Source organism: Nocardioides acrostichi (assembly GCF_015319165.1).
GTDB classification, from domain to species: domain Bacteria; phylum Actinomycetota; class Actinomycetes; order Propionibacteriales; family Nocardioidaceae; genus Nocardioides; species Nocardioides acrostichi.
The window spans coordinates 743687-764376 of the sequence record NZ_JADIVZ010000001.1; the positions used below are offsets into that span (position 1 = coordinate 743687).

Here is a 20690-nt window from a genome sequence, read left to right on the forward strand (position 1 = left end):
GGAGGAGTTCCCCGTGAGCAGGACAGCCGGGACCGCGCACCTGGCCGCCGAGCTGCGGCGGCGCGGAGTCGCCCGGGTGGACGCATCGCGCCTGGTCCGCGCGCTCTACTCCTCCGACGCCTCGCTCTACCGTGTCGTGCCCCAGGTCGTCGTCCGTGCCCAGCACGTCGACGAGCTGGTACTCGTGCACGAGGTCTCGCGCGACCTAGGGGTTCCCGTCACCCTCCGCGGGGCGGGAACCTCCATCGCCGGCAACGCCGTGGGGCCGGGCATCGTGATCGACACGCGCGACCTGCGCCGCATCGCCATCGATCCGGAGTCCCGCACCGCGCTCGTCGAACCCGGCGTGGTCCACGCCGACCTGCAGCGCGCGGCGGCGCCGCACGGGCTGCGGTTCGGCCCGGACCCGTCCACGCACACCCGCTGCACGATCGGCGGGATGATCGGCAACAACGCCTGCGGATCCCGAGCGCTCGGGTACGGCCGTACGGTCGACAACGTCGAGTCGCTCACGGTCCGGTTCGGGAACGGCGAGACCGCCTCGCTCGGTGCGGCGGCGACGGGATCCGCCACGGGATCCCGGCTCGTCGACCTCGCCGCCGAGCACCTCGCGCACGTGCGCACCACCTTCGGGCGGTTCGGACGCCAGGTCAGCGGCTACGGCATGGAGCACCTGCTGCCGGAGAAGGGCCGCCGGGTCGAGCGGTTCCTGGTTGGCAGCGAGGGCACCCTCGCCACCGTCCTGGAGGCGACCGTCCGCCTGGTAGCCGACGAGCCGGGTCGCCTGCTGCTCGTCCTGGGCTACGACTCCATGGCGGAGGCCGCCGATGCCGTACCGCCGCTCCTCGCGACCGCCGGGGGCCGCATGATCGCCTGCGAGGGGCTCGACGCCAGGATCGTCGAGCTCGGCCGCAGCGCAGGCCGGGCGGTTCCACAGCTGCCTCGCGGCGGTGGCTGGCTGTTCGCGGAGGTCGCCGGCGCCGACGCCAGCGCCGTGGCCGACCGGCTCCGGGTCGCGTCTGGGGCCGCGTCGCACCGGCTGGTGACCGACCCGGGTGAGGCGGCAGCGCTCTGGAGGATCCGCGAGGACGGTGCCGGCCTGGCCGGTCGCTCGCTCCCGACCGCCGCGCACTCCGGGTGGGAGGACGCCGCGGTGCCACCCGAGCACCTCGGGGCGTGGCTGCGCGACTTCGAGGAACTCCTCGCCGACCACGACCTGCGCGGCTACCCCTACGGCCACTTCGGCGACGGCTGCATCCACTGCCGCATCGACTTTCCCTTCGCGGCCGGCGACCCGGCGAGCGCCGAGGTCTTCCGGAGGTTCATGACGGCCTGCGCCGAGCGGCTCCGGCTGTACGGCGGGTCGCTGTCGGGCGAGCACGGTGACGGCCGGGTCCGCTCGGAGCTGCTGCCCACCGTGTACGACGCGACGTCGCTCGCGCTGTTCGGCGCGGTCAAGGGGATCTGCGACCCGGACGGCCTGATGAACCCGGGCAACATCGTCGAGCCGGCGTCCATCACCGAGAATCTCCGCCCCACCCGCCCGGTGCGTGCTCCGGCGGTGCTCGGGTTGAACCTGCTCCACGACGGTGGAGATCTCGGTGCGGCGGTGCACCGCTGCACCGGTGTCGGGAAGTGCGTCTCGCCGGCGACCTCCGGCGTCATGTGCCCGTCCTACCTGGCCACCCGGCAGGAGAAGGACTCCACGCGCGGCCGCGCCCGCGTCCTGCAGGAGGCCCTGGACGGAACCCTCGTCGACGGCCTGGCCGACGACGCGGTCCACGATGCGCTCGACCTGTGCCTGGCGTGCAAGGGCTGCGCGTCGGACTGTCCCACCGGTGTCGACATGGCCACCTACAAGTCCGAGGCGCTCTTCCAGAAGTACGACGCGCCCGGAGCCACCGCCCGCCGTCCGCGCTCCCATCTCATCCTGGGCCGCCTCCCGCTGTGGGCCCGGCTGATCCAGCCGGTCGCGCCAGTGGCCAACGCCACGCTCGCCCTGGGGCCGGTGGCCGCGGTCGCCAAGCGAGTGGCCGGCATCGATCAGCGGCGGGGCATCCCGCGGTTCGCCGACGTCTCCTTGCAGCGCTCGACGCAGAGCGCCTCGCTGGGGCAGGAAGCCCCGGACGTCTGGCTGTGGGCCGACTCGTTCACCGACCACTTCTCGACCGGGTCCGGTCACGCGGCCATCGCGTTCTTGGCCTCCCACGGGCTGACGGTGCGGGTCATCTCGAAGCGGGCGTGCTGCGGTCTCACCTGGATCACCACGGGCCAGCTCGACCGGGCCAGGGTCTTGATGCGCGAGAGCGTGGCGACCCTGGCGCCCTACGTCGAGAGCGGCGTGCCGGTGTTCGCGCTCGAGCCCTCGTGCACCGCGACGCTGCGCTCGGACTCGGTCGAGCTCGTCGGACCCGAGCGGATCGAGCAGGCTCGCACCGTCGCGGCGGGTGTCCTCACCTTCGCCGAGCTCATCACCCGGCTCGATCTACCGCTGCCGGACCTGCGCGGGGTCGACGTCGTGGCCCAGCCGCACTGCCACCAGTCCGCCGTGCTCGGATGGGACGCTGACCGGGCGCTGCTCGAGCGCGCCGGGGCGAGGGTCACCCGGGTACCCGGGTGCTGCGGTCTGGCCGGGAACTTCGGCGTCGAGCAGGGCCACTACGAGGTCTCGGTCGCGGTCGCCGAGACGCACCTGCTTCCGGCAGTGCGGTCCCGACCGGACGCCGTGGTGCTGGCCGACGGGATGTCCTGCCGCATTCAGCTCCACGACCTGGCCGGCGTACCGGCACTGCACCTGGCCGAGCTGTTCGCGGCGAGGGCGGATGGCGCACACGCGTCGCTCTCCCGCGGGCCGTCGACACGTCGAGGCGGTTGAGCCCAGGACCGTCCACGGGATGCGCCGGAGCGAGGCCGGCGGGTGCGGTCCTCGCACGGCCTCAGATGGCCTCAGATGCCTCAGATGGCCAGGGCGCTGTGGCGTCTCGTGACGGTCGTGTCCAAGGACGGCAGGAGGACCACCTTGCCGGCATCGCCCTGCATCAGATCGAGCGCCGCGGGCAGCTCGTGCAGGGGCAGTCGGTGAGTGATCAGCTGCTGGAGGTCGACCGTGCCGCTGAGCACGAGGCCCGAGAGCCGATCCCACGTGGCCCACAAGGAACGACCGAAGCTGCCACGCAACGTCAGTCCGCGCGTGATCAGCGTCCGCGTCACCGCGAGCGGGAACTCGCCGTTGACGAGCCCGACGGCCATGACGGTGCCCTCGTTGCGCACGCACCGCACCAGCGTCGTGAGCGCCGGCAGAGCCCCTGAGCACTCGAAGGCCACGTCGAAGCCGTGCCGGTTCGCTGTGACCAGGTCGCCCCACTCGAGCGGGTCGACCTGCACGTCGAGTCCGACCACGCCACGGCCCAGCTGCTCCGCGCGAGCCCGGCGCACTCCGTTGGGCTCGATCACGACGACCTGCCGTGCGTTGTGAGCCGAGGCGATCTGCGCCAGGACCAGCCCTACCGGTCCGGCGCCGCTGATCAGGACACTCGCCCCGGCGAGGGGGACGCCGCAGCGTAGGACGGCGTGCATCGCGCTCCCGGCCGGCTCCAGGAGAGCGGCGGCCTCGAGTCCGATCTCGTCCGGCAGCACGAAGCAGCTGCGAGCCGGCACGACCACTCGTTCGGCGAACGCTCCGTCGACATCGATCCCGAGCAGCCGCATGGCCTGGCAGTTGTGGCCGGCCGCGGTGCGGCAGTAGAAGCACTCGCCGCAGCCCAGGTGGGTCTCGACCGCGACACGCATGCCCTCCCGAAGACCGTGGGTGTCGGGGCCGACCTCGACGATGGTGCCGGCGACCTCGTGCCCCATGGTGACCGGGTAGGTCAGCCCGAGTTCGAGGGCGGCCGTGGTCGAGTGGTAGATCTCTGCGTCGGTACCGCACACCGAGGTCGCCCCGACACCGATGCGGACCTGGCCCGGGCCGAGGGTGGGCTCTGGACGGTCGGTGACGAACGTGCACCCGACACGCTCGTCGGCCTTGACCACGGCGCGCATCAGACGACACCCGACTCGACGCTCGGAGCGAGCACCGCGCCCGGGTTCAGGCGAGCGGACGGGTCGAGAGCGCGACGGACAGCGAGTTGAACGTCGCGGGCGACCGGGTCGAGCTCGCGTTCCAGCCACGCCGCCTTCAGTCGCCCGACTCCGTGTTCGCCGGTGATCGTGCCCCCCAGCTCGAGCGCTGCGCCGGTCATGGCGTCGAACGCCCGCACGGCTGCGGCCCTGCTGGCCGGGTCGGCGTCGTCGTAGATCACCGTCGGGTGCATGTTGCCGTCCCCGGCGTGTCCGAACACCCCGATGGTCAGGCCCTCGGCTGTCGCGACTCGCTCCACGCGAGCGATGAGGTCGACGATGCGCGAGCGCGGAACGCAGACATCGTCGAGGAGCCAGTCCCCGAGCCTCTCCAGTGCCGGGAGGGCAAGTCGTCGCGCGTGCAGCAGCATGGCCGACTCCTCAGGGTCACTGCTCGTGACGGTGTCGATGGCGGAGCTGCCACGACATGCCTCCTCGAACGCGGTGACGTCGGCCGCGGCGGTGGAGCTGTCGCTTTGAACGAGCAGGACGGCGCCGACAGTGTCGTCGAAGCCGAGAGGTGAGAGCTGTTCGATGGCGGCGAGGGTGGTCCGGTCGAGGAGTTCGAGCATCGACGGAGTCGCACCGGTGGAGAGGATGGACTGGACTGCGTCGCCGGCGGCACCTGCATCCGGGAACGTGGCCAGCAGGGTCGTCGGCGGGTCCGGGGCCGGCACCAGGCGCAGCGTGACCTCGGTGATGACGCCGAGGGTGCCTTCGGATCCGACGAAGAGGCTGGTCAGGTCGTAGCCGGCGACGCCCTTGACGGTGCCGGTGCCGGTGCGCAGCACGCGACCGTCGGCCAAGACCACCTCGAGGGCGAGGACGAAGTCGCCGGTGACCCCGTACTTCACACAGCACATCCCGCCGGCGTTGGTGGCCACGTTGCCGCCGATGCTGCAGATCTCGACGCTGCCCGGGTCCGGGGGGTACAGCAGGGCATGCTCGAAGACGGCTTCACGCAGCGCCGAGGTGATGACGCCGGGCTGCACCACCGCCACCTTGTCGACGGGGTCGATACGAAGGATCGTGTTCAGCCGGCGCGTGCTGAGCACGACCGCCCCCTCGACGGCGTTGGCGCCACCGCTGAGCCCGGAGCCGGCGCCCCGTGTGATGACGCAGAGGCCGAGGCGGTGGGTCGCGGCCAGGCACTGGGAGACCTCGGCGGTACTGCGCGGCAGAAGCACGAGCCCAGGCAGATGTCGGCCGGTGAACCGCGACTCGTCGTGGGCATAGCTGACGAGCAGGTCGGGATCCCTGAGGACGATCTGTTCTGGAAGCTCTGCGGCGAGCGCATCGAGCGCGCTGCCGGTGGCCTGGCCGAGTTCAGACACAGCGAGCTGCCAGTCCGCCGTCGATGGGCAGCAGGATGCCGTTGATGTACGCGGCGCGGTCGCTCATCAAGAACAAGGCTGCCTCGGCGACGTCCCATGGGCTGCCCATGCGACCGGTCGGGCTGGTGGCGTGCCGGGCCTCGATCTCGGCCGCGAGGGCGGCTGGGGTCGTGACGATCTGGTTCCCGACCAGAGGCGTGTCGATCAGTCCGGGGGCGACGGCATTGGCCCGAATGCCGCGGGCGGCGTAGGTCAGGGCGAGGGAGACCGTGAGCTGGTTGACTCCGGCCTTGGCGGCGTTGTAGGCGGGATAGACGTACCCGGTGTCGCGGATGCTGGCGACGGAGGACACGTTGACGATGGAGCCCTTTCCGCGGGCGAGCATGTGCGGCAGCACGTGGCGTGCCGTCAGGTAGCAACTCGTGACGTTGACCGCCATGGCGGTGTCCCATCGCTCCCGCTCGAGGTCGATGACCTCGCCGCCGATCGCGGCGCCGACGTTGTTGTGCAGGCCTCCGGGGGCTTCCCAGGCAGCGGTGACCTGGGCGACGGCGCGGGCGATGTCGTCCTCGTCGGTCACGTCGGCGTGGACCGCGAGAGCGGTGCCGCCTTCGGAACCGATCCTCTGCGCCACCCGCTCAGCCTCGGCCGGGTGGCGGTCGACGCACGCCACGGCGGCCCCCGCCCGTGCGTAGGTGAGCGCAGCGGCCTCGCCGTTGCTCAGGGCCGCACCACTGGAGCCGGCGCCGAACACCATGACGACCGTGCCGCTGAGTTCGCCTTCCAGGCCGGTCACGACGATACGTCCTCGAGGAGCAGTTCGACGGTCACCGCGACGATGTTGTCGTCCGTGAGCAGACCGATGTGCACTCGCCCGTACCGATCGATGACGACCGCCGAGACCTGGTGGTCGACCGCACCGTGCGGGGCGAGGCGAACTCGGCCGCTCAGGGACACCTCGGTCGCGGGCCCATCGACGATGAGGAGGCCGGACGCACGTTCGAGCGCCGCACCGACGAGGCTGCCCAGGCTCCCCGACAGGGCAGCCTCGGTGAGTCCATGCTCGCGCATGATGGCGGCGCAGCTCGCGATGAGGTTCTCGCCGGCGCACACCCGCGACATCACTGCCCGGTGGGTCTCGGCGGGGGCGACCGGCCGACTGGCGGCACCGAGGGCCGGCGCGAACACGGGCAGATAGCTCTCCGGGTCGTCGGTGCTGGTCAGGTCGACGTTCTCGAGGGCGTGCACGATGGCCTGAAGCCCGGACGCACCGATCCACGTCTCCGGCCACAGGTGGCCGCCGCGCAATCGGCCATCGGCGTCGAACCATGCGGCATGACAGTGGATGAACCTCTTCTCGTCGCGGAAGCCGACGGTCGCAGACCCGGCCAGGAGCCGCACCGGTCCCAGGGCGTGCTGGGTCTCGCAGTACCCGACGACCGGTCCGGTGGCCCCGCCTATCGCGGGGAAGCAGTAGTCGACCGCGGACAGCACGCCATCGAGGAGCTCCACCTGTCCGCAGGTGACACCGGCGGCGCTCAGCGCTTCGTCCAATGCGTCGAGGAGTCGAGCCCCCGGTCGCAGCGTCACCCGGTGGACGCGGGTTGCGGTCGGAACCGGGATGATCCGGTCTGCCGAGCGGGGTCCACGATGGCCGAGAGGCTCGAAGAGACACGTCAGGGTCGTCATACCGGGGCCTTCTCCGCGGCGGGGCGCCAGCCGCGCGCCACGAGCTCGTCACGAATGGTCCGACGCACGACCTTGCCGTACCCGGAACGGGGCAGCTCGTCCCAGAACACGACGTCGCGGGGCACCTTGTAGCGCGCCATCCGCGGTGCCAGCCAAGCGCGGAGCTCCTCGGCGTCGACCGTCGTCGCGGGGTCGAGGACGCAGACTGCGACGCCGACCTCGCCCCAGGTCGGGTCGGGCATCCCGAGCACGACGGCCTCACGGACGGCGGGATGCGCGAGCATCTTCTCCTCGATGTCGCGCGGATGCACGTTGGAGCCGCCCGAGATGTACATGTCGGAGAGCCGACCGGTGATGAACAAGAAGCCCTCGTCATCGACGAACCCGATGTCTCCCGTGCGGAACCAGCCGTCGCGGAACGCGGATGCGTTCGCGGCCGGGTTGTCGAGGTACTCCCGGAACACTCCGGGCCCCGCCACGCAGATCTCGCCGGCCTCGCCGGCCGCGAGCTCCGCGCCGTCGTCGTCTTGGATGCTGACCTGCATCCCCGTGCGGGGGTAGCCGCACGTGCCGAAGTCGACGCCCGCGGGCGATGGTCGCCCATGGTTGCGGCTCGGAAGGACGGTGATGTTGCCCGTCACCTCGGCGAGACCGTAGTACTGGACCAGCACGTCGCCGAGGGTCGCTCGCGCTCGCTGCTGGTCCACCGACGGCATCGGGGCGCCGGCGTAGACGACGTACTGCAGGGTCGAGTGGTCGTGCTCGTCGACGCTGGGATCCTCGACGAGCAGCTTCACGATCGTCGGGACGGTGAAGATGTTCGAGACCCGTTCCCGCTCGACCAGTGCCCAGGCCTCAGCGGGGACCAGGCTGGGGCTGGCGGGAATCACTGTCGTCGCCCCGCGCGCCACCTGCGGCAAGAGATGGACGCCGGCACCGTGGGAGAGGGGCGCGACGACGAGCGAGCTGTGGGTCTCGTCGGTGGTCGGCATGAGGTCGGCGAGATGATTCGTGACCACGTACCCGAGCTGGTCATGGGTGAGGACCGCCGCCTTCGGGGTGCCGGACGTACCGCTGGTGAAGAAGTACCAGGCGGGGTCACCAGCCCACACCGATGCGTCCGCGACGGCCTCCTCGCTGTCGGCCACACCGCTGATGGCACCGGTTCCCTCGAGCGCGAGACCGAGGACACCGGCGGGGAGGTCGCGTTCGCTGAGCACAGCGGCCACGTGGGAGGTGGTGCTGGCGTGGGCGACCATCGCGACCGGTCGACACACGGACGCGATCTTCTTGATGTCGGCGTCGTGCAGGCGGCTGTTGACCGGCGCGAGAACCCCACCCGCTCGCCACACGGCGAACATGGCCTGGATGAACTCGGGGTGGTTGGGGCCGTCGAGCAGGACGCAGTCCCCGGGTGCCAGGCCTCGGCGCAGCAGCTCGGCGGCGAGCGCGCTGACGCGTCGGTCCAGCTCACGCCAGGTCCACCGGACGTCGCCGTGGACGATCGCGTCACGGTGGGGCAGTCGTCGGGCCGTCTGGGTGAGCAGGTGGGCCAGGTTGACGGCCCGGTGACGCGGTGTCGAGGCCGCAGGCGTCGCGCCGCTCACCGGGCACGCTCCAGCACGCTCGCGTAGTTGGCCACCGCGGCGCCGCCCATGTTGAACACGGCCGCTCGATCGACGCTCGGCAGTTGCATGTCGCCCGCTTCGCCGACCAGCTGCATCGCAGCCATCACATGCTGGGAGACTCCGGTCGCGCCGAGTGGGTGACCCTTGGCCTTGAGGCCGCCCGATCGGTTCACGGGTACCCGGCCGTCGGCGTTGGTGACCCCGTCGGCCAGTGCCTGGGCGGCCTTGCCCGGCTCGGCGATGCCGAACGCCTCGTACTGAAGCAGCTCGGCGACGGTGAAACAGTCGTGGGTCTCGAGGAGATCGAGGCCGTCGAGGCCGATGCCCGCGCCCCGCAGCGCGGCCGCGAACGCGGCCCGGGCGCCGGCGAGCTCGAGGGGGTCGCGTCGGGCTGCGATGGCGAGATGATCGTTGGCCTGGCCGCGCCCGGTGACCGCGACGGCGCGACGCCTGCCTCGGGCGACGTCCTCGCCGGTGACCACGAGGGCTGCGGCGCCGTCGGAGACCATCGAGCAGTCGGTGCGCAGCAATCTGCCGGAGACGACCGGGTTGCGCTCGGACGGCGTGGCACAGAACTCGTAGCCGACGTCCTTGCGCAGGTGCGCGTACGGGTTGTCGACGCCGTGGCGGTGGTTCTTGGCGGCGATCATGGCCATGGCGTCGTGTGGGTCGCCGTAGCGGTCGGCGTAGCGGTCGGCCAGGTCCGCGAACACGTGCGCGAAGCTCGAGTAGTTGCCCTCGGAGGCGCGGTGCGAGGCGCCGAGCAGGATGTCGTTGAGAGCGGGCCCGCCCGTCGCCGTCATCTTCTCCGCGCCGACGACGAGCGCGATCGTGGCGCGCCCCGCCTCGATCCGGTCGAAGGCCGCGTACAAGGCGGCGCTTCCGGTGGCGCAAGCGTTCTCAGCCCGCATGGCTGGCACCAGGGCCAGCTCGGGCGTCCCGGAGCCGACGAGCGCACCCTCGAAGCCCTGACGGGAGAAGCCGTGGTTGAACACACCGACGAAGATCGCGTCGACCTCGGAGGGGTCGACCTCGGCGTCGGCGAGAGCCGCTGAGGAGACCTCGCCGATCAGCGACTCGACATCAGGCAGCTCGCTCGTGCCGAAGCGTGTGTGGGCCCAACCCACCAGGTGGGGGTGCGACATGGATCCTCCCGAACGCGGATGACGGACGTGACCATGCTGGGCGTCGGCGGGCTCCGGGGCACGCACGCTGAGCAGAGATCGGCATCGACTATTTCCTCTGTTTGTAGAAGATGGTCCTACTCTGCTGCCATGTCCGACGGAGCCGTGCAAGCACTCATCGACGAACTGGCCGAGCGTCTCCAGCGCTCCGTCGTCATCGACGACCCTCGCGTGCGACTGCTGTACGCGAGCCCCCACTACGGAGACGAGGACCAGGTCCGCACCCGTGCGGTTCTGCAGCGCAATGCCGGCAAGGCGGCCATCGGGCACGTCCTGGCCCAGGGAGTCGCCCACTGGACGTCGGCCGGCGTCATCCCCGCAGCGCCGGAGATCGGCATGCACGCGCGGGTATGCGTCCCGATCCGGTGGCGAGCAGAGCTCATCGCGCTTCTCCTCGTCGTCGACGCGGGCGGCACGATGACGACCTCGGAGCTCGGGATGATCGGGTCGGTAGGGGAGGAGCTCGCGGCCCTCATGATCGGGGAGCACGAGGCCTCCATCGACCCCGAGCGCCGCGAGAGGGAGGCGGCGGTCGGCGATCTGTTCGACTCCGAGGGCGCGGTCCGCCGCGGTGCGATACGGACCCTCGCCGCCGGCGTCGACTCGCGGGTGTTCGATCATGTGCGCGCCGTCGAGCTCGACGTGCGCGGCGGCAGGGAGACCAGTCCCAGTCACGTCGCCGCGGCGCTCAGGCACGCGGTGGAGACGCCGGACGCCGCGCTCGCGCTGGCCATGATCCTGCCCGTCGTGCGCGAGCGCTCGGCGACGGTCGTGGTGGCGTCTCGTCAGCCGATCGCGGACTCCGCCGTCGACCGGTACGGGGAGCGGCTGATCAAGGAGGTCCGCGACCTCGCCGCCGGCCGCTTCGACGCCTCCGTCGGCGTCGGGTCCCAGGTCGCGGGCCTCGAACAGGTGTGGAGCTCGGGCAAGCAGGCCCGCCTGGCCTGCCGTGCCGCGGCCAGCGTCGTCCCCGACGCCGTCGTCAACTGGACCTCGCTCGGGGTACACGCCCTCCTGCTCCGCCTACCATCCGCCGAGATCGAGTCCGAGACACTCCCCGACGAGATCCAGCGCCTCCTCGCAGTCGACAAGGACGGACGCCTCGTGGAGACCCTCCGGGCGTTTCTCGACCACGCCGGGGACGTGCCGACCACCGCCGAGGCGCTGCACATCCACCGCACGACGCTGTATTACCGGCTGGAGCGGATCGCGACCCTTGCCGACCTCGATCTCGGCAGCGGCGAGACCCGCCTCGTCCTCCACATGAGCCTGCGAGTCATGGACATGATCGCCCGAGGCTTTCGACAATAAGAGGAAAATGTTGAGGCGAATCTCGTCGCCGAGTGGTAGTGACCGCGAACACACCGGACCCATGCTCCGTGTTACCCCGATCACAGCATCGGATCGCTAGCAAGGTTCGGGCCTTGCCGGACTTCAAGGCCGAGGAGGGCCGCAGTCATGACTGAGTTCACCACCCGCGACGGGTGCACGATCCGCTACCGCGACACCGGCACAGGAGACCAGACCCTGATCGTCCTGCCGGGCTGGTCGCAGACCGCCGCGATGTTCGACCGCATGATCGAGGCGCTCGGCCCGGGACTGCGCGTCGTGAGCTACGACCACCGCAACCACGGCGAGTCCGGCCACATCGAGGGCGGCGCACGCATCGCCTCGCTCGCGGCCGACTTCGACGAACTCCTCGACCACCTCGACATCGAGAGCGCCCATGTGCTGGGCCACTCGATGGGCTGCTCGGTGATCTGGTCCTACATCGACCGCTTCGGCACCGACCGGGTGGCCTCGACGATCTTCGTCGACCAGCCCAGCGTCTGCGCTCTCGTGCCGTGGCTCGAGCAGTCCGAACAGGCCGAGGTCGGCGCCATCATGGACTTCCAAGGAGCCGACGACTTCGCCAAGGCGCTGCTCGGCGAGGGCTCCGACCAGGCGCGAGCCGACTTCCTCACCTCGATGCTCACCCCTGACATCCCCGCCGAGGACTACGCGTGGATGCTCGCCGAGAACATGAAGCTCCAGATGCCGTTCGGCGCCAGGCTGCTGATCGACCACGTCACCCAGGACTGGCGCGACGTACTGCCCCGGATCGACGTCCCGACCCTGGTGACCGGCGGCGCCGTCAGCCACGTCGTGCCCTCCTCCCAGGAGTGGATCACCGCCCAGATCCCGGGTGCTCGACTCGTCATGTTCTCTCGCGAGGACGGCGGCGGCCACTTCCCGTTCTTCGAGGCTCCCAAGCCTTTCGCCGCCGTGATCGAGGACTTCGTCCTCGGCACCGACACCACCAAGGACCAGTGACCCCCGATGACGACTCCGCTCACCGCGCCTTCTCGCCGTGGCCTCCTGAAAGGCATCGGTGCCCTCGGCGCCGCCGCCGCCTCCTCCACCGTCCTGGCCGGATGCGACTTCGGCGGGCAGGGAACATCCGACGCGTCCGGTGACGTCGCGGCCGCCGCCACCGCTTCCGCAGCCCCTGGCGGGGACGGCATCGACCTGTCCACGATCTCCACCGGCCACAAGGTCGGCCTCATCTCCCTCGACAACTCCGCCGCCGCCGTCGCGGTCGGCCTCCAGGGCATGAACGCCATCAAGAAGGAGATCGACTGGGAGGTCGAGGTCGTCGACATCAAAGGCGACCCCAGCGCTGTCCCCGGTGCCGTCACCGGCCTGCTGTCTCGCAAGGCCGAGGCCATCTTGTGCTACGCCCTGCCGTCGGTAGGCCTCGAGCAGGCTGTGAAGCCGGCAGGCGACGCGGGGGTGCCGGTCATCAGCCTGGTCTCCGGCAGGTTCGCCGGCGCGGATGCCGTCGCCGACTTCAACGAGTGGATCTCCTCCTCGCGGACCTCGCTCTACACGATGCAGCGGATGGGCTACGAGGGCGAGATCGCCCTGCTCGACTTCACCGGTCTCGAGGCGACCGCGATCCGGTCCATCGTCGTCCGCGACGTCATCAAGCGTTTCCCCGACGTCAAGATCGTCGAGGACATCGTCGTGAAGGTGCCCGGTCAGCTCCAGGACGCACACGACCGGACCGCCGCCTTCCTCGGCAAGCATCCGGATCTGAAGGCGATCTGGTGCGCCTTCGACGACATCGCACTCGGCGCCAACACCGCCGTGAAGGAGTCCGGCCGAGACGTCTTCGTCACCTCGATCGACGGCGTTCCGCCGGCCCTCGAGGCGATCCGCAAGGGAGACCCGCTCTCGGCGACCTGCTACAACGACCAGCCGCTGCTCATGAAGATCGGGGTCAGCCTCGCCGACCGGCTGATCGCCGGGAAGACCGTCCCCGCCGTCGGCTACCAGGACAGCCCCATCATCACCATCGACACCGTGCCGAAGGACGGCTCGCTGCCGCACGGCTTCGTCACGCCGTTCTACCAGGGCTGAGGGCCGTGAGTACCGACTCCCTGCCCACACCGGCGCTGGAGGATCGCGCCGCGCCGGCGTCGCAGCACGCCGACAGCTCACCTTCGACGACGCGGGTACGCCTGGAGCGGTGGGGCCAGCGATACGGCACGCTGGCGATCCTGGCCGCCCTGTTCGTCTACTTCACCCTCCGCACCGACGACCACGTGTTCGCGACGAAGGACAACCTCTCCTCGATCCTGCAGTCCGTAGCGGTCCTCGCCATCGTCGCGGCCGGGCTGACGCTCGTCCTGGTCATCGGGGCCTTCGACCTCTCCATCGCCGGCACCATGGTGCTCGCGACCCTGGTGGCGGCTCAGGTCGCGGTGAACACGGGCAGCACCGACTTCGGGATCCTCGCCGCGATCGGTGTCGGGGGACTGGTCGGCCTCGCGAACGGCCTCATCGTGACCGTCCTGCGGGTACCCCCCTTCATCGCGACCCTGGCCATGGGTCTGTTCATCCTGGTCGGCTTCCAACAGAAGATCGCCCCGGACGGCACCGTCAGCCTCGGCCTGCCCGACAACTTCGGTCAGTGGGGGCAGGGCGAGATCGCCGGCATCCGCTACACCGTCATCGCCGCCGTCTCGACGATGCTGTTCTTGCACCTGGTCCTCAAGCACACCGTGACCGGCCGCAACATGTACGCCGTCGGCAGTGGACCCGACGCCGCCCGGCTGGCCGGCATCCGGGTCGACCTGGTCCGGGTCGCCGCCTTCTCGGTGTGTGGGCTCTGCTGCGGCCTGGCCGGTTTCCTGACCGCGTCGTCCTTCGGCCTCGGGTCCGCGCAGGCCGGAGGCTCGATCCTGCTCGACGCCTTCACCGCCTGCTTCATCGGAGCCTCGACTCTGGTGATCGGTCGTTTCCACATCCTCGGCACCGCGGTCGGGGTTCTCACGCTCGGCATGCTGACCAACGGGCTCACCCTCACCGGGTGGACCAGCGACGACGTCCCGATCGCCAAGGGCGTCATCTTGATCGTGGCGGTCGCGGCGGCCGGTCTGCTGAGGCGGCGCTGATGGAACCCACCGTCTCCGTCGTCGGCCTGGGCAAGACCTTCCCCGGCGTCCGCGCCCTCCACGAGGTCTCCATCACCTTCGAGCCCGGGACCACCCATGCTCTCGTCGGAGAGAACGGCGCGGGGAAGAGCTCTCTCATTCGGTGCCTCGCGGGTGCGCAGCGACCCGACGAGGGCGCCATCTCGATCGACGGCCGCGAGGTGCGGTTCCACTCACCCCTCGACTCCACCAAGCACGGCCTCGCGTTCATTCACCAAGAGCCCAACCTGGTGGACGACCTCACGGTCGCCGAGAACGTCCTCCTGGGCAGCCGTGACGCGCTGCGGCTGCGCTACCTCGTCGATCGCAAGGCGATGAGGCGCCGATACGCCGAGCTCGTCGAACCGCTCGGCCTCGACGTGCGCCCCCACACCATGGTCTCTGAGCTCGGTGTGGCCGACCAGACGCTGGTGGCCGTGGCCCGAGCGTTGCACCGCAAGGCTCACTTCCTGGTCTTCGACGAGCCCACCGCGGCACTGAGCGACCGTGAGAGCGAAAGCCTCTTCGACATCATCGGCGAGCTCTCGAAGGCCGGGAAGACCATCGTGTACGTGTCGCACCGCCTCCACGAGGTCTTCCGCCTCTCAGACACGGTCTCGGTGCTCCGCGACGGGGAACTCGTCACGACCCTGCCGACGGCCGACCTTCCCGACCGGCAAGCCCTCGTCGGCCTGATCCTCGGTCGCGCCGGCCAGAGTGCGGGTGCGACCGAACGCGCCGAGGTCGACATCGTCGAGGGTGGCGAGCCCCTCCTCGAAGCGACCAGCGTCTCCGACGGCGGCCGCGTCAAGGACGTCAGCCTGCGACTGATGCCGGGCCGCATCACGGGTCTCGCGGGTCTGGTCGGCGCTGGTCGCTCGGAACTCGCGGCGGTGCTGTGCGGAGCCGCGCGAGCGACGGCCGGCGAGGTCCGACTGTTCGGGAAGCGGGTCGCGTTCCGGTCACCCCGTGCCGCGATCAAAGCCGGCGTCGCGCTCGTCCCGGAGGACCGACGCCACCTGGGGATGCTGCGCGAGCTCGACGTCCGCGAGAACCTCACGATGCCGTTCCTGTCCCGCTTCAACGTGGCGCCCGCAGTCCCGGTCATCAACGGAGTGCGCGAGCGGAGGTGGGCCGCCGGTGCTGTGGACCGGCTCTCCATCAAGATCAGTGGTCTCAACCAGCCCATCGCCTTGTTGTCCGGGGGGAACCAGCAGAAGGTCATCGTCTCTCGCTGGGTGGGTGCGGGTGCGAAGGTGTTCGTGTTCGACGAGCCGACCCAAGGCGTCGACGTCGGGGCGCGTGCCGAGATCTATGCGGTGATGCGCGAACTGGCGGCCGACGGTGCCGCTGTCCTCATGATCTCCTCCGACGTGGAGGAGGTTGTCGCGCAGTCGGACGAAGTTCTCGTCATGCGAGAAGGCCGGCTGGTGGCGCACCTGGAGGACGCGACGGAGGCCGCCGTCCTCGACGCGTTCTACGCACCCGACGAGAAGCCACCTCCGGCCGCCTGACATGACTCCCAGACCCCTCCTCCTGCGGTACGGGGGACAGGCGCCCACGATCGCCGACACCGCCTGGATAGCACCCACTGCGACGTTGATCGGCGCCGTCACGGTCCGCCCCGACGCCAGCGTCTGGTTCGGCGCAGTCATCCGCGCGGACGGCTCGGACATCACGATCGGCGCAGGCAGCAACGTGCAGGACGGATGCGTCTTCCACACCGACACCGGCATGCCCCTGACCGTCGGCAGCGGAGTCGCCGTCGGGCACAACGCTGTCCTACACGGGTGCCGGATCGGCGATGGCGTCCTGGTCGGGATGGGTGCCGTCGTTCTCAACGGCGCCCGCATCGGGAGCGGGTCGCTCATCGCGGCCGGAGCCGTGGTGCTCGAGGGGACCGAGATACCACCTCGCTCCCTGGTGGCTGGGGTTCCCGCCACGGTCCGACGCGTGACGACTGCCCACGAGGTGGCGATGATCGCGGACAACGCCTCCCGCTACGTCGCTCGGGCGCGCGAGTACGCCTCGCAGTAGCGCCTCGAGACCCTGCGCCAGGCGCGGCTGGCAGGGTTCCTGCGCGCTCACCCGCGGGCGAGCGGGTCTCAGGTGCGGACTCTCCGGGCCAGCCGTTGCCGCACCGGGGCGCCCTCGACGACGACGTTCGACGTCTCGCCGAGCGGTCCGGCGCCGAGGCTGACCACGTCGCCCGGCTTCAGCGGTGCCACGGAGCCGCGGCCGTGGCGACCCCAGTGCTCGGCGAGGCAGCCGTCACCGCAGGTACCCGACCCGAGGACGTCGCCCGGACGCAGCCGGGTTCCTCGCGAGGCGTAGGAGGCCATCTCGGCGAACGACCATGCCATGGCGTCCAAGCGCGCCGTACCGAACCGCTCGCCGTTGATGTCGACCGACAACGTGACGTCGGTGATGCCGTCGACCAGCCCGGGCAGTTCGTCGGCGGTCACGAACCAGGGGCCCAGGGTGATCGCGGAGTCCTTGCCCTTGCACGGGCCGAGGGGGCCCTGCATCTCGCGGCCCTGGAGGTCACGGGCCGTCCAGTCGTTCATCAGCACGTAGCCGGCGACGGCGTCGCGTGCCTCATCGATCGTCAGGTCGGCCAGGTCGGGATTGGCCGCGGAGGTGCCGACGACGGCGGCGATCTCGAGCTCGAAGTCGAAGGCGGTGCATCCAGGGGGCACGGCGACCTCGTCGAAGGCGCCGATCACCGACGTCGGGTTGGAGAAGTAGTAGAGCGGCTGGTCGTACCAGACGTCCGGCACGGGGGGCTCGGCTCCGGCCAGCATGGCCATGCCCTCGACATGCTGCTCGAAGACCATGAAGTCGCGGATCGAGGGAGGGGCCGGTAGGGGAGTCAGCAGACTCGCCTCGGCCACGGCAACCTGCTCGGCCGGCTCGTCGGCCAGCCGGTGGCCGGCGGCGTCGATCTCGGTGGCTGCCAGCAGGTCGACGAGTTCTCCGTGGAGTCCACCCCGGATCGTGTCGCCGACGACGATGCCGAGTCTCGGGCGCTCGTCACCGGGGGTGGAGTAGCGCACCCAACGCATGGATCACTCCTTGGTCGTGCCGAGGAGCGCGGCCATGCAGCCGAACAGCTCGGGGCCGGAGGGGGGCTCGGTCTCGGTCGTGAGCTCGCGATACACCGTGGCCACGTTGACGGCGAGACGCTCGGCCTCCGGCCACCCGGAGAACGAGCCGAGGTCGATGTCGGTCGCCGCCTCCAGCGAGGTCATGCCCGCCTCGAACCGCGGCACGGTCTCGTCGCGGACGAACTCCAGGTAGTCGACCATCTCGCGGATCCGGGAGACCGCCGAGACGGGCCCGTGCCCGGGCACGGCGAGGTCGGCACCGAGATCGAGGATCCGCCGGCACGCTGCGACCCAGTTCTGCACGGGGCCCTCCCACATGATGGGCGTGCCGCCGGCGAACATGATGTCGCCGGTGTAGACGACGCGGTCGCGCTCGCAGTAGACGACCGTGTCGCCGCGGGTGTGTGCCGGACCCACGTCGACGAGCAGCACCTCGGTACCGCCGACCGAGACGACGTGCTCACCTGTGAAGGCGTGATCCGGATAGCGCGGCGTGATGCCGGTGAAGTCGTAGCGACCGAAGATCGCGCGTCCGTAGTCGCCGACCGCGCCCGGGGCGGACACGAGTTCCTGGACGGTGCGGGGTCCGACCGCGTGCATATCCTCGACCGACCCCTGGGCCGCCACGATGGAGGCCTCCGGTGACACCAGCTCGTTGCCGAACCAGTGGTCGCCGTTGCCGTGGGTGTTGACGACGTGGCGGATCGGCGCCTGCTCGGTGAGAACCGCCGTCGCCTCGAGCATCCGCCGGGTGTGCGCCAGGTCGAACAGCGTGTCCACGAGCAGAGACTCCGACCCGCCCACGACGACACCGGCGTTGGACAGTCCCCACCCGCCGTCCGGCTGCACCCACGCGTAGGACCCGCCGCGGACCTGCTCCAGACGTGGCTCCTCAGGTGCCTCCGCTTTCGGCTGGGTGCGACTCACGGCTGGTCCAAGAAGGCGTCGTGGTGACGTCGCCCGCCGAGCAGGACCGCGGCGATCAGGGCCGCCACCAGGGCGGCGACGCCGCAGACCAGGTAGCCGACCGCGTAGGCGTTCGAGAGGGCGTGGAAGGCGACGTCCTTGAGGGGGTTGAACGCCTGGGTCTGACCGTTGGGCAGGGTGATCGTCCCGGGCACCGCGTTGGCGCCGAGCGGCCCCGAGCTCACCGCGCCGACAGCCTCCTCGAGCTCCGGCCTGGCCGCTGCCGGCGCGTGCTGAGGAGCCTGGTTGAACCCCTCCAGCGCCGCGCTGAGCTGAGGTGAGGCCGCGAGCTTCGCGGCGATCTCGTCGGCCGCCCGGGTCAGCGCGATGGCCCCAATCACCGCCGGTCCCAGCGTCAACCCGAAGTCGCGCAGCATGCTGGTCGCGCCACTGGCCATCCCTGCCTTGTTCGTCGGGACGCTGTTCACCGCGACCACCGTGATCGACGTGACGGCCAGCTTGAAGCCGACGCCGACGACCAGCAGGGGCACCGCGATGGCCGCGATCGAGAGGTGGGTCGCCGGGATGGCGGCGAGGACCAGGTCGCCGGCCCCGATGCATGCCATGCCTGCGGCGAGCACCCAGCCCGGGTTGTAGCGCTCGATCATCTTGGCGCTGACCGGGAAGAGCACGACGCCCATGATGTTGAGGCACACGAAGCCGATCGACGTCTTCAACGGCGAGTAGCCCTGGATCGCCGAGAGTCGGATGCTGGTGGTGTACGCCGTGCCGAGGTAGGCGAACATCCCGATCACCGTGACGATCGCACTGGCCACGAAGATCCGGTTGCTGAACAGATCGAGCTGGATCAGCGGCCGGTCGGTGCGGCGCTCGACCAGCACGAACATCGCGAGGAAGACGGCCGCGACGACGAAGCCGGCCACGACCTTCGCCGACGCCCAGCCGTCGTCGGCGCCCTGGATCACGCCGAACAGCAGGGCGAACAGAGCGATGGCGATCGTGATCTGGCCTGGCCAGTCCAGGGACCGACCCTCGGGCGCCGAGGAGTCCTGCGCCAGCAGCAGCGTCACCACCGTGCTGATCAGGGCCGCGACGGCCAGGGCGAGGAACGCGTAGCGCCAGGAGGCGTTGGGGCCACCCGAGTGGTGGGCACGAGCCAGCAGACCGCCGAGGAGGGGGGAGACGAAGCCCGCGCCGGTCAGCGCCGCGGCCCAGATGGAGATCGCCTTGGCGCGCGTGGCGACGTCATGGGTGCCTGCCGCGAGCATCGCGACCGACGTGGGCAAGATCGCGGCGGCGCCGATGCCGGCGATGCCCTGGCCGGTCCACAGCACCGCCACGCGGGCGCCGGTACTGGTGCCCGCGCCGGGGGTGAAGAAGGCGATCAGGGTGCCGATCACCATCAGGGCCGAACCGATCGCCAGCAGGCGCTTGCGGCCGAAGAGGTCGCCCAGGACGCCGAAGGTGAGCTCGAAGAGGGTCACCGGGACCAAGAACGCGTCCGAGATCCAGGTCAGCTGCGTCGACGAGGTGTTGAGATCGAGTTGGAAGAGGCCGTTGAGCACTGCCGGAATCGAGAGCCCGATCTGTGCGACGGCGACGGCGACGACCGCTGCGACCAGCGTGCCGTGCGTGAGATGCGAGCGACTCTCGAGGGTCGCCTGACCGGCGTCCGTGGTGTTCGTCATGACTGTGAAGAAAACCACATCGGAAACCTGATGTACAGGTTTCCTGATGATTTTATTGGTCAGGAAACCTGATCTTCGGCAGCGGCTGCCGCAGCGGCCAGCGACTCACGGCACGACACGACCGCCGAGCGCAGCGCCTGGGCCTGCGTGCGGGTCAGCCCGGCGAGCATCTGGCTCTCCAGGGCGGCCACCTCGCTGCGGAAGGTGTCGAGGAGGGCCTGGCCCTTGTCGGTGAGAGCCAGGACGAGGCGACGCCGGTCGGCCGGGTCGCGGTGCCGCTCGATCAGGCCGCGCTCGTGGAGCGTCGTGACCATCTCGGCCATGCTCTGCGCGGTGACGAAGGAGTTCCTGGCCAGGTGTGCCGAGGTCAGGTCGGGGTGTCGCTCCAGGACGGTCAGGGCGGTGTACTGCAGGGCGGTGAGCCCGGCCGGTCGGACCATGTCGTCGAGTCGGGCCCGCACCGCGAGCTCGACCTGCTTCATCAGGTACAGCAGCGTCGGGGGCTCGGGGGAGGACTCGGTCGTTCCTCGTTGCGCCATGTCCTCACCATCGCCGTG

General features: G+C 70.4%; 17 protein-coding genes. 7 read left to right on the plus strand and 10 right to left on the minus strand.

The features are described from left to right. Positions 1-13: 13 nt before the first annotated feature. Positions 14-2875, plus strand: coding sequence for an FAD-binding and (Fe-S)-binding domain-containing protein (locus ISG29_RS03520; protein ID WP_194501925.1), 2862 nt, complete (start codon positions 14-16; stop codon positions 2873-2875). Positions 2876-2955: 80 nt separating this feature from the next. Here the strand turns inward: ISG29_RS03520 and ISG29_RS03525 are convergent, their stop codons facing one another. From ISG29_RS03525 to ISG29_RS03550, 6 genes are all read right to left on the minus strand, one after another. Then, a complete protein-coding gene (locus ISG29_RS03525; RefSeq protein ID WP_194501926.1) occupies positions 2956-4041 on the minus strand; it encodes a zinc-dependent alcohol dehydrogenase in 1086 nt (361 codons plus the stop codon). Then, positions 4041-5453 (minus strand): FAD-binding oxidoreductase, encoded by a 1413-nt coding sequence (locus ISG29_RS03530; RefSeq protein WP_194501927.1) that lies wholly within the window; start codon positions 5451-5453, stop codon positions 4041-4043. Before ISG29_RS03530 ends, ISG29_RS03525 begins: the two co-directional genes overlap by 1 nt. Then, a complete protein-coding gene (locus ISG29_RS03535) occupies positions 5446-6249 on the minus strand; it encodes an SDR family NAD(P)-dependent oxidoreductase (protein WP_207792655.1) in 804 nt (267 codons plus the stop codon). The genes ISG29_RS03530 and ISG29_RS03535 overlap by 8 nt, the downstream gene beginning before the upstream one ends. After that, complete coding sequence (locus tag ISG29_RS03540) at positions 6246-7043, minus strand: PCC domain-containing protein (protein WP_194501928.1); 798 nt, start codon at positions 7041-7043, stop codon at positions 6246-6248. The genes ISG29_RS03535 and ISG29_RS03540 overlap by 4 nt, the downstream gene beginning before the upstream one ends. Positions 7044-7138: 95 nt before the next feature. Further along, on the minus strand, positions 7139-8749 hold the full coding sequence (locus ISG29_RS03545; RefSeq protein ID WP_194501929.1) for an AMP-binding protein: 1611 nt from the start codon (positions 8747-8749) through the stop codon (positions 7139-7141). Continuing rightward, entirely contained in the window at positions 8746-9915 is a 1170-nt protein-coding gene (locus ISG29_RS03550) for a thiolase domain-containing protein (protein ID WP_194501930.1), read from the minus strand. The genes ISG29_RS03545 and ISG29_RS03550 overlap by 4 nt, the downstream gene beginning before the upstream one ends. 129 nt (positions 9916-10044) lie before the next feature. Between ISG29_RS03550 and ISG29_RS03555 the strand changes: the two genes are divergently transcribed. The 6 genes from ISG29_RS03555 to ISG29_RS03580 all read left to right on the plus strand — a co-directional run bounded on the left by ISG29_RS03555 (position 10045) and on the right by ISG29_RS03580 (position 16448). Continuing rightward, positions 10045-11265: a PucR family transcriptional regulator gene (locus ISG29_RS03555; RefSeq protein ID WP_194501931.1), complete on the plus strand. Its 1221-nt coding sequence runs from the start codon at positions 10045-10047 to the stop codon at positions 11263-11265. A 147-nt stretch (positions 11266-11412) separates the two neighbouring features. Then, entirely contained in the window at positions 11413-12267 is an 855-nt protein-coding gene (locus tag ISG29_RS03560) for an alpha/beta fold hydrolase (RefSeq protein WP_194501932.1), read from the plus strand. 6 nt (positions 12268-12273) lie between these two features. Then, positions 12274-13356 (plus strand): sugar ABC transporter substrate-binding protein, encoded by a 1083-nt coding sequence (locus tag ISG29_RS03565; protein WP_194501933.1) that lies wholly within the window; start codon positions 12274-12276, stop codon positions 13354-13356. 5 nt (positions 13357-13361) lie between these two features. Further along, positions 13362-14393: an ABC transporter permease gene (locus ISG29_RS03570; RefSeq protein WP_194501934.1), complete on the plus strand. Its 1032-nt coding sequence runs from the start codon at positions 13362-13364 to the stop codon at positions 14391-14393. Continuing rightward, the gene (locus ISG29_RS03575; protein WP_194501935.1) at positions 14393-15925 is read left to right on the plus strand and encodes a sugar ABC transporter ATP-binding protein; all 1533 of its coding nucleotides are present in this window, start codon (positions 14393-14395) and stop codon (positions 15923-15925) included. Before ISG29_RS03570 ends, ISG29_RS03575 begins: the two co-directional genes overlap by 1 nt. A 1-nt stretch (position 15926) precedes the next feature. Then, entirely contained in the window at positions 15927-16448 is a 522-nt protein-coding gene (locus tag ISG29_RS03580; protein WP_194501936.1) for a gamma carbonic anhydrase family protein, read from the plus strand. 68 nt (positions 16449-16516) lie between these two features. Here the strand turns inward: ISG29_RS03580 and ISG29_RS03585 are convergent, their stop codons facing one another. From ISG29_RS03585 to ISG29_RS03600, 4 genes are read right to left on the minus strand one after another with little or no spacing between them, the layout of a single operon-like run. Then, entirely contained in the window at positions 16517-17476 is a 960-nt protein-coding gene (locus tag ISG29_RS03585; protein WP_194501937.1) for a fumarylacetoacetate hydrolase family protein, read from the minus strand. Positions 17477-17479: 3 nt separating this feature from the next. Beyond that, entirely contained in the window at positions 17480-18445 is a 966-nt protein-coding gene (locus ISG29_RS03590) for an MBL fold metallo-hydrolase (protein ID WP_207792656.1), read from the minus strand. Beyond that, positions 18442-20151, minus strand: a complete 1710-nt coding sequence (locus ISG29_RS03595) for an MFS transporter (protein WP_328827822.1) — start codon at positions 20149-20151, stop codon at positions 18442-18444. The genes ISG29_RS03590 and ISG29_RS03595 overlap by 4 nt, the downstream gene beginning before the upstream one ends. Before the next feature lie 41 nt (positions 20152-20192). After that, positions 20193-20672 carry a MarR family winged helix-turn-helix transcriptional regulator gene (locus ISG29_RS03600; RefSeq protein ID WP_194501939.1) on the minus strand — a complete coding sequence of 160 codons (480 nt, stop codon included), beginning with the start codon at positions 20670-20672 and terminating at the stop codon, positions 20193-20195. Positions 20673-20690 lie beyond the last annotated feature (18 nt).

Bases quoted from the DNA above. Each gene is read 5' to 3' on its own strand.
- ISG29_RS03525 (WP_194501926.1), bottom strand. From the start codon at position 4,041: ATGCGCGCCGTGGTCAAGGCCGACGAGCGTGTCGGGTGCACGTTCGTC.
- ISG29_RS03550 (WP_194501930.1), bottom strand. From the start codon at position 9,915: ATGTCGCACCCCCACCTGGTGGGTTGGGCCCACACACGCTTCGGCACG.
- ISG29_RS03555 (WP_194501931.1), top strand. From the start codon at position 10,045: ATGTCCGACGGAGCCGTGCAAGCACTCATCGACGAACTGGCCGAGCGT.
- ISG29_RS03560 (WP_194501932.1), top strand. From the start codon at position 11,413: ATGACTGAGTTCACCACCCGCGACGGGTGCACGATCCGCTACCGCGAC.
- ISG29_RS03565 (WP_194501933.1), top strand. From the start codon at position 12,274: ATGACGACTCCGCTCACCGCGCCTTCTCGCCGTGGCCTCCTGAAAGGC.
- ISG29_RS03575 (WP_194501935.1), top strand. From the start codon at position 14,393: ATGGAACCCACCGTCTCCGTCGTCGGCCTGGGCAAGACCTTCCCCGGC.
- ISG29_RS03580 (WP_194501936.1), top strand. From the start codon at position 15,927: ATGACTCCCAGACCCCTCCTCCTGCGGTACGGGGGACAGGCGCCCACG.
- ISG29_RS03585 (WP_194501937.1), bottom strand. From the start codon at position 17,476: ATGCGTTGGGTGCGCTACTCCACCCCCGGTGACGAGCGCCCGAGACTC.
- ISG29_RS03600 (WP_194501939.1), bottom strand. From the start codon at position 20,672: ATGGCGCAACGAGGAACGACCGAGTCCTCCCCCGAGCCCCCGACGCTG.